At 33.0% G+C, this 14176-nt stretch carries 19 protein-coding genes and 3 pseudogenes; all 22 read right to left on the minus strand.

Features of this window, described 5'->3' with window-relative positions; translation table 11 throughout:
- Window positions 1-95 precede the first annotated feature (95 nt).
- Window positions 96-512 (minus strand): tetratricopeptide repeat protein, encoded by a 417-nt coding sequence (locus ACO1DI_RS11905; protein ID WP_116740460.1) that lies wholly within the window; start codon window positions 510-512, stop codon window positions 96-98.
- Between the two features lie 37 nt (window positions 513-549).
- On the minus strand, window positions 550-969 hold the full coding sequence (locus ACO1DI_RS11910; protein WP_226555452.1) for a hypothetical protein: 420 nt from the start codon (window positions 967-969) through the stop codon (window positions 550-552).
- Window positions 956-1579: an immunity protein Imm33 domain-containing protein gene (locus tag ACO1DI_RS11915; RefSeq protein WP_116740458.1), complete on the minus strand. Its 624-nt coding sequence runs from the start codon at window positions 1577-1579 to the stop codon at window positions 956-958. Before ACO1DI_RS11915 ends, ACO1DI_RS11910 begins: the two co-directional genes overlap by 14 nt.
- A 74-nt stretch (window positions 1580-1653) precedes the next feature.
- Window positions 1654-2448: an Imm47 family immunity protein gene (imm47, locus tag ACO1DI_RS11920; RefSeq protein WP_423145279.1), complete on the minus strand. Its 795-nt coding sequence runs from the start codon at window positions 2446-2448 to the stop codon at window positions 1654-1656.
- A gap of 30 nt (window positions 2449-2478) precedes the next feature.
- Window positions 2479-2979, minus strand: coding sequence for an ankyrin repeat domain-containing protein (locus tag ACO1DI_RS11925; protein WP_423145280.1), 501 nt, complete (start codon window positions 2977-2979; stop codon window positions 2479-2481).
- Between the two features lie 139 nt (window positions 2980-3118).
- Complete coding sequence (cdiI, locus tag ACO1DI_RS11930) at window positions 3119-3496, minus strand: ribonuclease toxin immunity protein CdiI (protein ID WP_328153452.1); 378 nt, start codon at window positions 3494-3496, stop codon at window positions 3119-3121.
- A 113-nt stretch (window positions 3497-3609) separates the two neighbouring features.
- On the minus strand, window positions 3610-4080 hold the full coding sequence (locus tag ACO1DI_RS11935) for an SMI1/KNR4 family protein (protein ID WP_033579207.1): 471 nt from the start codon (window positions 4078-4080) through the stop codon (window positions 3610-3612).
- Between the two features lie 90 nt (window positions 4081-4170).
- Window positions 4171-4650 (minus strand): antitoxin YezG family protein, encoded by a 480-nt coding sequence (locus ACO1DI_RS11940; RefSeq protein ID WP_116740450.1) that lies wholly within the window; start codon window positions 4648-4650, stop codon window positions 4171-4173.
- 53 nt (window positions 4651-4703) lie between these two features.
- Window positions 4704-5159 carry an immunity protein YezG family protein gene (locus ACO1DI_RS11945; RefSeq protein WP_116516030.1) on the minus strand — a complete coding sequence of 152 codons (456 nt, stop codon included), beginning with the start codon at window positions 5157-5159 and terminating at the stop codon, window positions 4704-4706.
- Window positions 5160-5335: 176 nt separating this feature from the next.
- Complete coding sequence (locus ACO1DI_RS11950; protein WP_286127430.1) at window positions 5336-5842, minus strand: ankyrin repeat domain-containing protein; 507 nt, start codon at window positions 5840-5842, stop codon at window positions 5336-5338.
- Between the two features lie 27 nt (window positions 5843-5869).
- Window positions 5870-6357, minus strand: a pseudogene (locus tag ACO1DI_RS11955) (immunity protein YezG family protein).
- 226 nt (window positions 6358-6583) lie between these two features.
- Window positions 6584-7039: a DUF4274 domain-containing protein gene (locus ACO1DI_RS11960; RefSeq protein WP_423145281.1), complete on the minus strand. Its 456-nt coding sequence runs from the start codon at window positions 7037-7039 to the stop codon at window positions 6584-6586.
- Window positions 7040-7244: 205 nt separating this feature from the next.
- Entirely contained in the window at window positions 7245-7730 is a 486-nt protein-coding gene (locus ACO1DI_RS11965; RefSeq protein ID WP_209369356.1) for an antitoxin YezG family protein, read from the minus strand.
- Between the two features lie 296 nt (window positions 7731-8026).
- Window positions 8027-8491, minus strand: coding sequence for a hypothetical protein (locus ACO1DI_RS11970; RefSeq protein ID WP_209366649.1), 465 nt, complete (start codon window positions 8489-8491; stop codon window positions 8027-8029).
- A 299-nt stretch (window positions 8492-8790) separates the two neighbouring features.
- Window positions 8791-9204 carry a hypothetical protein gene (locus ACO1DI_RS11975; RefSeq protein WP_098626658.1) on the minus strand — a complete coding sequence of 138 codons (414 nt, stop codon included), beginning with the start codon at window positions 9202-9204 and terminating at the stop codon, window positions 8791-8793.
- Window positions 9205-9476: 272 nt separating this feature from the next.
- On the minus strand, window positions 9477-9986 hold the full coding sequence (locus tag ACO1DI_RS11980; protein WP_423145282.1) for an Imm6 family immunity protein: 510 nt from the start codon (window positions 9984-9986) through the stop codon (window positions 9477-9479).
- Window positions 9987-10171: 185 nt separating this feature from the next.
- A complete protein-coding gene (locus ACO1DI_RS11985) occupies window positions 10172-10870 on the minus strand; it encodes an SMI1/KNR4 family protein (protein WP_182421599.1) in 699 nt (232 codons plus the stop codon).
- Window positions 10871-10985: 115 nt separating this feature from the next.
- Window positions 10986-11168: pseudogene (locus ACO1DI_RS11990) on the minus strand (DUF6985 domain-containing protein); the annotation flags it as partial.
- A gap of 316 nt (window positions 11169-11484) precedes the next feature.
- A pseudogene (locus tag ACO1DI_RS11995) lies at window positions 11485-12030 on the minus strand (T6SS immunity protein Tdi1 domain-containing protein).
- A gap of 305 nt (window positions 12031-12335) precedes the next feature.
- Window positions 12336-12428 (minus strand): hypothetical protein, encoded by a 93-nt coding sequence (locus tag ACO1DI_RS12000; protein ID WP_226555440.1) that lies wholly within the window; start codon window positions 12426-12428, stop codon window positions 12336-12338.
- 306 nt (window positions 12429-12734) lie between these two features.
- Window positions 12735-13190: an immunity protein YezG family protein gene (locus tag ACO1DI_RS12005; protein ID WP_339997709.1), complete on the minus strand. Its 456-nt coding sequence runs from the start codon at window positions 13188-13190 to the stop codon at window positions 12735-12737.
- A gap of 399 nt (window positions 13191-13589) precedes the next feature.
- Entirely contained in the window at window positions 13590-14054 is a 465-nt protein-coding gene (locus ACO1DI_RS12010; RefSeq protein WP_208733416.1) for an SMI1/KNR4 family protein, read from the minus strand.
- Window positions 14055-14176: the final 122 nt, after the last annotated feature.

The following is a 14176-nucleotide window of genomic DNA, read 5'->3' on the forward strand; positions in this document are numbered from 1 at the left end:
TCACACGCCCTACTCATATGCATTAAAACCAAAAATCCTCAATAGCCTGCTCTACTGAGGGTTTTACTCTTCACTTAAACTGTATTTTTCTCTATTTAAATTAACTCTATAATAAGTTTAAAGTATTTATCATCTTCCTGAAAAAAGATTTTATAATCTTCAATTTGATAAGCCTTGTACAAATACGCTTTTGCTTTTTCAAACTCTCCAAGCTCATAAAAACTTTCCCCTAACCGCAACAACAGAAAAGGATTTTCATTTCCGTCCGGACACTTCAAGGCATATTCCAAGCTGCGTATAGCATCTTCGTAGTTTTTTATTAAAAAGTATGTATCACCCAAAGTTCCGTAAATCCACGTAGCCGCTGACCATTTTTCCTTTGGCTCTGGAACTAATTCAAGTGCTCGTTGATAAGAAGCAATCGCTTCACTCATTTGTTTCAGTTCAGCGAATTGATCACCTTCTTCACATAACTTGACAATTTGCTGGTGAAGTTGATCGTTCATTTCCATTACAGCATCTCCCTACTGAAATAATAAGGTTTCATCTTCATGATCCTTTTAGCAGCTTTATATATTTGACATCTTGCCCTTCGAACGATCTTCCTTCTGACTTTTTATTAGCAATATCAAAAAATTCTTTTGCGACATTTAATTCGCCCAACTCATAATAAATAGTTCCTGATAAAAATTCACGCTCTCCGTCATCTATTCTTTCAAAATCCGATGTATATAAATGATTTAACCATTGCTTAGCGCTTTTGTAATTCTTTATCACTGTAAATGTATCAATAATATCCCGTACAATATTGTAAGTGTCAGGATATAAACCTTTAGGCTGTGGAATTTCACCCCAAGCTTGTACCAATAAATCTATAGATGTTTCGTAATCATTATTTTCAAAGCATTCATCGCTTTTGGTCTTATATTTCTCAACTCTCACTTGCTTTTCAGGGTCAATTTGTATCATTTCTTCCTCCACTCAAAATATCTTCATCTCTTTCATTTAATACTTCCTTCACTTGATCTCTTTCAAAAATCACCATATATTCATATGGTAAAGCTAAAACTTGAATAAGGGATGGACGAATCTTTAATAATTGATAAACATAAAAAGCCTCAAGCTCTTCTGTATCATCTTCTTCATTTACCGGCCCTATGTACCAGCCAGAATCTTCTCGTTCAGCTCCGCCGCTTCTTTGTAAGTAAATACTATCTACTTCTAGTATATTTTTAGCTACCACGACTTTATCTCTAAAGCTGATACCTTCACCATTTTTCATGTTTAACTTGCGCAAAAAGTGAACTTGTTCCAACTGCACCCATAGAGCAAGCGTTAAATCTTCTGTATAATCCTCAAAGGGATTCCCTGAATAGTCCGGTGAAAGAATGTAATACTCTTCATTCTTTACAGAAACAATAAAGTTCGACCACCCTATTTGTATCGAAAAGCCGTCAGTCCATTTTTCTCTTTCTATCGTTTCAAAGATACGAAATAGACTCTGAACCTGCATTTTTAATTCGTGTTCTGCTTGAACTACGACTACTTTATCCCCTATATTTTTAATAAATTGTTTCAATTATTCTTCCCTTTCTTTTTTCACTAATTCTGTTGCCAAATATATTGCGTTTGGACAGTACGTAAGGTTGCTTTCTATAGCTTATACCCATAAAAATACTTTTGTCCTTTTTCCCAGTTTTTAATGGAAAGATTATCAATATACTCCATCATTTTTTTATAATAGCTTGCATTCATAATTGTGCGGTAATCTCCAGGCACTTTTTCCCCAGTTAAAATGGATAATAAAGATGGAATCAACTCCATTTTTAATGGTTCTTCGTTATGTACTGCAATCATCGCTCTTTGGACTAATTTTTTTGCTAAGTCTCCGGGAAAAGCTAAATTTTGTTGAAAGTAATAACTTTCTGGATCATTCTCATTGCAATACTCAACATAATAGTCTCCTATTTCCTCCACAGTCGCCTCTTCTCCAATTTTCGCTTCATAGTCAAGGAAAAAATCAAGCGAATCCCTTATGATAATAGCCGTATCGTCAATTTCGTTCCAGTCTTCAAGTAAACCCAATAAATATGGAACTACTTCAAGAGAAAGTGATGTTATCGCTGCTGATGCAAACGTATCAATTGTTTCTTCAGTACCTTTACTAAGAAATCGCAGGTTGTTTGAATCTCTTAAGTCGTCATGTGTTGCGATAGCGAAAAAGACCCTTATACACAAATTCAAAACCGCTTCATCTTTAGTCCGGTTCATCAATTGAATTAATGACGGCTTTTGAGTAAAATCCCCTATTTTATATAACTCGATTAAATTAAATAAAATGTCCCTTTCTGTATGGCTTTTCAATAGATGTTCTTTTATTTCAGCTTGAGATAAAGTGGTTTTTTCACCAAACCATATACTATTCATAAGGTTTCTTAAGCCTACCATCGTTACACCTTCTTTCGCTAAGTAAATTATCTATTTCAACTTTCCCTTTAAATATTCAGCAATTTCTATTTGTCCTCGTTCAATCGCAAATGTGTAAGCATCCATTTCTTTTATGTTTTCACCAGAGTATGTAATCGATATATTAATATGATTCTCAACTAACAGTTTAACCATCTCAAAATGACCGTTATATATGGCAGCAAACAGCGGATTTCTATCTGGTTCACTAATATCAAGTTCAATATTATGGTTAATAAGATACTTAGCAATATCTATATGTCCTTTTGCAGCCGCTCTTTCTAAGGCATTGGTAGAAAAAGTTCCTCCTTGTGCATTCACATCTATTCCAGCACGAATAAGGTATTGTACAATTTCTAAATGACCATGAGCTGCCGCTACATGTAGCCATGTGCCAAAAGGTGTGATCCATGTTAACATTTCTGCATTTTTCTCAAATAAGTCTCTTACCTTATTTAAGTGACCACCTTTTATAGCACCTCTAATAGCTTTTGTCATTTGAGTTATTGCCATTTTTCGTTTTCCCTCTACTTTCTACCTTGTAGAATTCTCTCCAAAATATATCGTCTCTTTGCTTGATGTAATGCGCTGTAGTGTGGAGAGCTTGTTCTCTATAGCAAGACTCCATTCGTTGCTTCTTTATATACTCCTACTAGTCTTCATTACTATGATTTTGTTTAATTTTATGTAAAAGAGCCATCACTTTTTCTTTATCATGGGCATGATCTTCAATATATACGCGGCAGATTTTGTGCAAGTAAGTTAAAAACGTTTCATAATCGACAATAACACTTTTGTCAGTGTCACCCGTACCGTCTAGAAATTCAATTCCGTTTTCAACATAACCCTCTTCCCACGGCTCTAAGTCGTCTGAAAATGTACAAATGTGGTACTCATTTCCATAACCAGTTTCCTCTGAAAAATAGTGTAAGACTTTTAAAAATTTTTGATCTGATAAAGCGCTATAAAAACTTATCATGGGAGACAACGTACAATCTATATCATGAAATAATTCTACGATTTTCTTCATTTGTATCCCCTTTTTATAATTAATTGAATCAACATTTACTATTTGATCACGCCTACTTCTATGAGAGCCTCAAAAAATCCACAATTATTTTCATGCCCTACTTTAGCTGCGGATTAATGAAGCATAGCTAAAAATTCTTTGAATGTATCTGCAACAGGGTACGTGTTCGGCTCAAGCTCAGCAGAATTTTCATGATCCCATACACAAACGCTAGGGTTATCTCTTGAATTTCTATAATCTAAACACACAAAATCTCCTGCAAATAAAGTCGCGATTGGTAATAAAGCTACTCCCAATAAATCTCCATCATCTGTAAGCCGATCCTCTAATTGAGTCCATGTTACATCAATATCAAACGTACCGGCTTCATTGTTCTCTGGGGCTTCAAGAATACATAAAAACCTTATTAATACATAGCTATGACTCTTCACTTTAAAAGCTTTTGCTTCTGGAGAAGCCCCGTTATTTCTTTTTATCATTTGTTTATAGTCTGGAGGTAATTTCACTCTCCAAAACGCTTCCTTTTCAGCTAGTAAATTATCCGATGGTAATGGATAAATGATTGAATCTTTTTTTATTTCCATTGAATGTACTCCTTCTCTGTAGTATTCTTTCATTCCCTATTGAAATATGTATATTTAACATAATGAATTACACTATAAGCTGTTCATTTTTTATCTATCTTTTACAGCCTCGAGATATCTCTTTAGATGCTTTTGTCCTAGCTTACTTTTTGGCAAGATACCAAGGTATTCATATTTCCATATTGTCTTCCTAGCATGGGAATCTGCGGCTGAAAGATCATCATAATTAAATTGAATCGTAAACGTTTCTTTGTGATTAAAAATTAAAGTGAAGCTGGTCCATGGCTCTTGGTTCTCACTTCCGGTAAACACTTTCCACAATTCTTGGATGCAGTCTAATAATTTGTTCCATTGTTTAACATAGTCTTCTTCACTTACAGCAAAAATTTCAGGAATGTCATGACTGTATATAATTTCATCACTGTTATTAGGATAATAATAGAAGTACGCTGTTTGGGCACCATCAACAACTTCACCATAAAGATAAACTTTAGAACACGCTTCCGGAATGGTCTCTATTACGATATTGCCCATGTCTTGATATAGCTTATTCACTTTTTCTTCGTTCATCTAACATTCCTCCTGCTGCCTTGTTAAATTGCCTAAGAAGCCCTAGCAAAATATTAAAGTCTATTACGTTTCACCTTTTCAAACCACTCATTAGCATTATAACTAGCGGTTTTAACATCATCATTTGTATAAACCAACTCGTAATTGTATTCCGCTGTAAAGTGGCCGCTCTTCACATCATAAATTAATTTCATCTCCGTTGGCATGTCTCTGTTATTTTCTTTACACAGCGCTTCAATTTTTTCAATATCTTCATTTAAAATATCTAATACCATAAATCCTCTTTTCGGAGATGTATCATATCTTTCATCCTCATCCTCTAAGGCGTCGTTCACTTGATGAGATTTTACATATTGATTGTTAATAAGGTAAAAAAACTTACTGGCGATAATGTTTCCTTCACACGAAGCATAGATATACACTTTGTCGGCTCTATCGTTAATATATTCCATACAAATTGATATCATATCGGCTTGGAGTTCACTAAATCGCTCTTCAAATTCTTTCATATGATGTTGCACCTCTGATGTTGCACCTCGCTTATAAACTTTTAATTCTACACTTATAAAAAGTCCTCTTGATGTAATTTTTTCAGGATTAATTTAGTACCTTCATGAGGTGGGAATTTAACCACAAATACTGGATTTATGCTAATTGATTATTGGGATACTCATTTAAATACTTATCAATTTCCAGTCATCCTTTGCTTTAAATATTTAGCAATCTCAGTCTGCCCAAACTCTCTTGCATATTCATAGGCATTCATATTTTTGATATTTTCTCCCGTGTATCTAATGGACACATCTATTCCTTTTTGTACTAAATATTTAACTACTTCTTGATGCCCCCCATAAATTGCTCCAAACAGCGGATTTCTCTTCGCTAAGCTCACATCCAGTTCTGCTCCCGATGCTATTAAATACTTTACTATCTCTAAATTGCCAGATCCAGCTGCTAGATTTAACGCAGAAGCATCAAATGTCCCACCTTTCGCATTAACGTCAATTCCTTTTTTAACTAAATACTGGACGATTTGAAGGTTCTCTTTTTTAACCGCTACATGTAACCACGTACCAAATACAGTCACGGTATTCAAAGTCTCTATATCATCACCTATTAGTTTTTTCACTGCATTGATATCGCCAGTTTTAATGGCATTTCTTATCAATTTCTTACTATGGTTTCGGTCCACTATGCAAACTCCTTCATTTTCATCTACTCAAATAGGATCATTCGGAAATTCACTATCGTACTTTGCAATTAATGCTCTATCTTTTTCTTCACTTGCTTCTTCACCTAGATATTTACGTTTCCAAATCATCATTTGGTCACTAAAACTATACTTTGTATCGAACCAATTCGTATAATCATAGTGTATGTTCAACTTCCTGTTACTATCTACAGACATTGTAAATGAATACCAAAGTTCTTGATGATTATTTTCAAAACTGTTTCTTAATTGATTGCTCAATTCAAACAGTTTTCTTTTACATTTTTTAAATTCTTGTTGATCCATATGATACTCAAACGGGATTTTCAAGCTATACGTAAAACTTTGTGTATTCTGAGGTGTATTATAAAAAAATAAGTACCTCCTCCAGTTTCTGATATTTGAGCATAAAAATAAAACTTTCCCCATTCTTCTGGTATCATTTTGTTCACTGTTTCAGCTATTTCTTTATGTAATTGCTTCATTTTATTTTCCACTCTTAGCAACCTCCGATACATTTGACCTTAATGAAACACCAACAAAAACGGTCTCACCTGCCACTCTTTTCATGACTTCAGTTCGTTCAAATTCTATACCTACCATTCTTCCAGATTTAGCTGCTTGATATTGATATTTAGCTTCCTTTATGTATTTTAGACTTAGACCTAACTCTTTTTATAATGCATCAATTAATCTAAGGTTAGTTAGTTAGTTACTAATTCATTATATTTTAAAAATATCAACCACATCTCCTGGAGATTTATTAATAAGGAGTTCAGGAATGTTTGGATTGCTCTTCTTTAATTTATATTTTTGAATATTTGTTAATGCAGGATTGAAAGAAATATCCTGAAATGTAAACTCTAAGTTTATGAGTTTATTGTAAACTTCCCCTAAAAAATTTTTCCAATTTTTCAAGGGAGAATTTGAAACTTCACCAGGATCTTCTAACATACGATACCCGTCTGCATAATGAAACATCAGTAAACCTGTTCCAAAATCACAAGCTGCATTTTCTAGAATAACTGCTGGCACTTCAAATCCACTATTCCAGTTATAATTCGCAGCAGAGTAATGAAGCAATAGAGAGTTATTAGTATTCAATAAATAACTTATTATGTAATCCTTATCTGTCCTATTAAGTAACTGTTGAAGAAAATGAATATCGTCCTTATCCATAAGTTCTTGCCTCCTTTTTAAAAAACTCAAATGCTATAACTTATTGATTATTGCTGTTAAAACCTTCTTCATATCTTTTCATTTTCATCATTTGTTCTTTACCTTTTTCATCCGCTAATTCTCTACTTAAATATTTGTACTCGAAAATCCCGCATTTTCACTTTGTGCTTACTGCTTCCTTCATTTGTATAGCCTTAATAATTATTTAAATAGGATTATTTGGATATTCTTTTAAATATTGATCTATTAAACTTTTAGTTTTTTCATCCGCTGGTGCTTCATCCAAATATTTATACTTCCAAATCTTTTTCTGTGCTACAAATCCGTAATCTGTATTCAGCCAATCTGTATAATCAAATGATACAGAGAACTTCCCTGTTTGATCTAACATTAGCGTAAAAGAATACCATAGCTCCTGGCTATTTTCTTTAAAGATTTCTCTAAGCTGTTCACTAAGATCAAAAAGCTTATCTTCTTTATTATTAAATTCTAGTTCCGATAGATTAAATTGTTTTGGTATATCTAGGCTATACGTGTAGCTATTATCTCTAATTGATTTATAAAAAAAGTAAACTCGCCCCCCGGATTCATCAATCTGTGCATAAAAATAAAATCTTTCCCATTCTTCTGGAATCATATTATTAACCGTTTCTGCTATTTCTTGATACAATTCCTGTAACTGGCTTTCCATTTGCATAGAATTTATCCTCCTGACTGGTTTTCAACTGTTGCTATCCCTAGTTCTTCATCTTCAATTTGGTATGTTATTCTAACTGTTTATCTTTAACTTTTTTATGTTTCTTCAAATCCATGTCAGACAACTAAAAAAAGACCCTTGGTTACTTTTGTACAAAATCAAGTGCTTTAAGTCCATCTGTTTTTTAGTAGCATTAATGTTGTAACTTTCATAGTAAAAGTATGATACTTATATATATCGTAGCAACTATTACGCTGACACATCTTATGAACTCTAGCTTTACAAAAGAATTAGCGTTCTTCTTTGCACAAATATAAGTATTGGCCAAATTCAGGAAACGCATCCCAGTTTTCCCCAAGGATATTGTTTGTTTCGCGCTCCTCGACTGAACCATTCTTTAAATCTCGCTTTTCCATTGCTATGTAACCATCTTCTCGGAAATGTAAAATCAAAATACCTACTTCTGTATCAGTTTCATCATCATATTCCCAATACATGGCTGTTCTTAAAAAAACCATACCTTCACTCATAACTTCGAAGTCATAATTTAAATATTTACGAATTAGTTCATCGTAAAACCCTACTGAAACCCATTCATTTGTAATATTTATAATATACTTGTGCTTCTCATCTTCCCTTAGTACGACCGTATAGGGTTTATGTTTTTGGTGGTATGTGTATGCAGTATGCTCATCAAGAATGTTCCAAGGCTTCTTTTTGATATCTGACCATTCGTCACAATAATACATTTCCATAGTCACTTGTACACCTTCCCATAATATTTCTACTAACAGTGCTGTTTTTTTTCACAAATTCTTTATACGTTTCTGGTAAATTTATTCTCCATTTACCTTCCTTTTCAGAAAGCACAGTATCGTCCGGCAAGGGATAAATGATTGATTGATCCATCCTTACATTCCATTTGTATACCTCCTTAACATTATGATGAAGTGTAATAGTAAATTAGATAGTGACAATAGATACTCGACTTTAGCATCCTTGCTCAAATTATTAAATCGATTCATTTGATTTGGTGATTCTCCTTCATACATGATTACCTTTTGAGTAATTTTATGTATTTCGTATCTTTCCCTTCAAATAATCTTCCTTCTGATTTTCGATTAGCTATATCAAAAAACTCTTTGGCAATTAAAAGAGATCCCACTTCATAATAAATAACGCCTGAAATAAACTCTTTTTCACCATCATCAAATCGTTTAAAGCCTGATGAGTATAGATGAGTTAGCCAATATTGGGCACTTTCATAGTCATTCATTATGATAAAGGTATCAATGATATCTTTTACCACCTCATAAGTATCACTATATAACCCTTTTGGAAGCGGAATTTCTTCCCACCCTTTGATTAATACATCAACAGATTGTTGGTAATTTTTCTGTTCAAATAACTGATCACTTTTCACTCTATATTCTCCAACTCTTTGTTGGATATTTAATTCCATTTTCATTTACATTCTCCTTAATAAAATGGGATGACTTGTTAAGACTAAAGATACATTGTTATTTAATAGTTTTGCACTTATAAAATTTGACTAGACCTATTAATCCCTATCCTAAAACGTAAAAAACACCTTTTTCTTTTCTTTAACAATTACGTGCTGTTAAAAATAGTGCATTTAACTGCTTATTGAGGTTTGCTGACTGTTAGTTCTCACTATTTGCTGTAGTGGTCTACACTTACTCATTCGTTCTCTTTATTCAATGGGTTCCATACACTGAGTTAAAATAATTTCATAAAATCTTCTCTTTTTATTGAGGTTTCATTGCTTGTACACTCATAATCATAAAAAACTAATTCCATTCTTTCAATTTCCTCTACTGTGATAAAACCGGTCTCAACTGCGCTATTCAAAAAGACAGTGATACTATCTGCACCGATACCTTCCAGTGCTTGCGGTACATATTTTACTTTTTCGTTTTTATAAGCTTCCCAAGATGTATAAGCGACGGCATCCACTAGTAGTGACCATAGCCTAGCCATATTCAAGTCTTCTTCTTCCTCAGCAAATTCTGAGATCCCTGTATAGTCTGCACTGTCAATAAACTCATAGAGTTCATCTCCAGTTACAGTATGAGATTCACCCCATAACCAACATTTGTCTAACGCTTCTCTACCTGCTGAATATCTTTCATCACCTTGGCTTATTACAGAAAATACTCTTTCAGCAACAATTAAAACAACCCCAACTTTTCGTTCACTTTGTAAATTAAGAATGGATTTATTTTTCATAAAACCCTCCTTATGTTTATTTAATAATCTTTCCATTTTTTTAACGTACACGTAATTCATTTTTGAACTTTTTTATGATTGTACTGATTGTTACGCTCAAATAAAAGAACGCACCTGCTTCCTTTTATGGACAATCAAGTGCTATATGCTATATAAACTTACTTAGTCTATTTACACATTATTTTTTAATTATCTTGTAACCCTATTAAAATCCATTCATCTACAATATCCCAGAAATCAACACTATATTCAGGCTGGTCATTGGTGAACCACAGTGTTGCTCCATTATGCGTACAATTGTTCAAATCTACCGCAACGTATCCACCCATACCATTCTCAAAAAATCCATAAGTGGTATCAAGATTGATTTCTAATGGATGCTCTAAATCATCAAGAATCCCCCATTCATCTTCTTTAAAATAAGTTACTCTCTCTAACGGTACTAGACCCATTGCTCGACTTGGCATATAATAAAAGCCATTATGTAACTTTCCGTAAAATTTAACAATAGATTGCGGAACACTTGACCAAGCTTGTTCCATGTCTAAATCGTAAATTGATTTGTTTGGTATTCCCCCTTCATAATAAAGAATTTCGTCATTTTCACTCTTCACACTATATAGAATGGCGTACTGTCCATTATCTATAATGAGTTCAACATCTACTAAATTCTCTTTTAAATATGAAATCGTGTGACTTAATTCTTTTTCACATACCCGATTCCATAAAGCAATTAGTTTATCTTTCCTCTCAGTCTTGTCAGTTTCTATAAATACTTCCACCCATTCTTTCGGGATGTTCTCTTTCTTAATATTTAGTAAGTCTTCATTAGATACAAACTCAATACTTTTTCTGTATTGTTGCAGAAAAGACAACTTATCCACTTAGAATCACTCCTATTTATCCGCTTAAATTCATTTATTAAACTATCTTTATTTTCTACCGTGTTTTCTCTTGTAAATATGCTTATAGATTGTTGTCGGATAAAAAACAGTTTATTTAGATGGTCACATCATGCCACCCTACGTCGTTCACCTGTTCATCTAATAAACGAAGTCCCAATCCATTTTCTATATCCCATGTACAATCAAATGTTAGTCCAATATCACGTTCATCATAAATATCCTTATACGAAACAATAATACCCACTAGGCTAATTATTTCAAGTATTTGGTCAGTGTTTTCAGTTTCTAGGTAATGCCTATTTTAACTAACATCACAACCTAACTCATGCCATGTTTGTTTATATACGTCTTTGTACTTTTCATACATGGAACTTCCCCCCACTTACTCGCTGAGCTAAGCTCGTTCCGCTCCTTCAGGTAGGGGTCTTCTAGACTAAAATGATAAAATGTCATCTCACCTAGACTCGTAATTCTTTTTCTACTCATTTCACTCGTACTTTGTTTTTTTATTTATATATTCGTTATTGTGTTTCCTATACGATCTGCTTGTAAAATATAAAATAAGTAGTAAGTCTACTTCATTAGAACGAACCTTATACCTCTACTGGCCCCATAAAACCAGTAATAATAAGAATATGTTCCTTCAATTTGACCTTTTTTAAGTTCTCTACTTTTTCTGCTCCACCTAACCCTAATAGAGGTGTATAACAAAAACACTCATCATACTCTAACTCATTGTATTGTTTAAGCGCTTCGGGATAAGGCTACCAAGATAAATCTTCATCCCTGAATTCTAAATCAGCAATATTTTGAAAGAAAAATTCAAATGTAAACATAATAATCTTTACTATGCCATACCTGTAATTAAGTAATCCAACATATCCATCCGCCCAAATAATCAAGTCTCCCATACTCGTAGCAAACAATACGATTGAATCCTTAAATCTTGGACAACTCTCCTCCAAGATTTCTATAAATTCCTCTGGATTTACGCTTTTAAAATACCCTTGCATAAATGTACCAAATCCATAATTACTCCAAAAATTTATCACTTCATTTGGTACTAATTCTTTATACTTTTCAATGATTTCACTCGGAACTTTACTATGCAACTTAAAATCTTTTAAATATTGCTCCATTCAACCTCCTCCCCTAAAGTGTTAACTTTACATTCAAATACGTATTTTTAAATTGTTCTGGTGTCATGTTTTTCGCTACTTCCTCTATTTGTTTATCAATACTCTTGATTCTAGACCTCCATTAACTACCTATAGAGAAATTAATCCTCTTATCTCCTATTATTTCAGCTTGTCCACCTGCTATCTAGTCAGGAGTCAGGGTGCTTAAGTAACTAACCATGCCTGAGCTTTTTTCTTTGCTTGTGATAACGGTAATCCCTCACTTTGAAGTTCATTTACCTTTTGTACATAAGCTTTTTGTCTAGCTATTTTTGAACTGCATTTCCTTCTTTCGCTCTACCTTTATCAATAAATTGCTCTCGATTTTTCTGATATTCATATATGGTTAATTCATTCATCCCTTTTTCTTGATCTTTTAACTGTCTTGTAAATTCTTATGAATCGAATTTAGTTTTGTAGGTAAATTTCACTTTAATTTCTTTTGTTCTAGGTATATCATCTAAATGCTTGGCTTTATCCGTATCCTTATTTAAAACCAAAAGCGATAATTGGGTTACCAATTATCGCTTACTAAGTCAAACCATTTGATGTACTATAAAGTAACAATTATTTTATTATCTATGATAGTTCTAAAATTGGTGTAATTTCTCATCATGTTATTACCATATGCACTAACTGCTTCATTACCACACACCAATACTAAATTAAAGCTTGTTATTTTTCACTTCTTCAAACCACTCATCAGCAACATGATCAGCTGTTTTACTATCATCGTTAGTATATACTAAATCATACTTGTATCCAGCTTTAAAATTGCCACTCTTAACATCATAGATTAACTTCATCTCCGTTGGCATATCTCTTTCATATTCTTTGCATAATTCTTCAATCTTTTCGATATCTTCACATATTATTCGCAACACCATAAGCATTCTTTTTTGAGACACATCATATCTTTCGTCTCCATTCTCCAATGCATCATTCACTTTATGACATTCTACATACTTATTATTGATACAATAAAAGAAACTGCCTGAAACAATTCCTCCTTCACGTGAAGCATAAACATATACTTTATCAGCTCTATCTTCAACGTACTCCATACATATAGATATCATATCAGCTTGTAATTCACTAAACTTATCTTCATATTCTTTCATTTTGCTGTTTTCACTCCTTAGATTAACTCTCAAGAATTCCAGTTAATCTTACCTAAAAAATCTTTTCGTTCCTTTGGTCACCATAGAGTGACCCACCTTATTTATTTAGATACTTGCAATGACTAGCGATTGGAATAAGCTATTTTGACGCTATTCTATTTTATAAGCCTTAACTTTTATAAAATAGAAAACAAATGATGAAATGCGCAAATGCGTTTAATAAAAGCACCGATTGCCTAGAAAATACAATCGGTGCTCCCACTTACTCTTGCAAATTTTTTATTGCCAAATTAATCTTATTAATTCAGGAATAAAAGAATTTATACCTATTTACGAACGTAGGTTTTATAAGTTTCCCAATAAAATTAACAAACAAATAAGTTTAGCAGCCCTCTAGGGTTATTTGTCTTTGAGGCTTTTTATAAAATCTTCAAAGCTATAAGAAATAAGGCTAAAGTGCGTGTTAGAAGGTTCATATTCTTCTTCGTAGATGTCTTCCATGTCTAAGCTCCAATAATAAACCGCTCCAGCATTTTCTCCTGATAATGACAAGCAAATTTTGTTATCAATTGGATCTTCGCCAATAATTAGAAGATTATCAGGTATTATATGGTTACTATGAAAAGCTAAAAATACATTCTGTACATTTTTATGCACTTCTTTAGTAAATGGAAGTATGGATGTTAAAGACGACGTGATTTTTTTGTCTAAGGTTTGAAACCTTCGTATAGTAGGGTTGCCGCCATTGGTTTTAAGTAAAAACTCTTTATAATCATCGGGCAATTCAATATTCCACTCTTCTTCAAATGATTGAATCTCTTGCAAATTTGCAGGCTTACTATTATTTTTAATCTCTATATTCATAAATAAATATTAACCTCCCTCTATAAATTATCTCGGTCTATAACTTTGCAACCCATATCATCCCTAGAGATTCTTTCTTTTAGTTTCAAGTTCTATAGTGAGAGTGTGACACCCTTTACATG

The organism is Priestia sp. 40 (assembly GCF_049368575.1).
GTDB lineage: Bacteria > Bacillota > Bacilli > Bacillales > Bacillaceae_H > Priestia > Priestia zanthoxyli.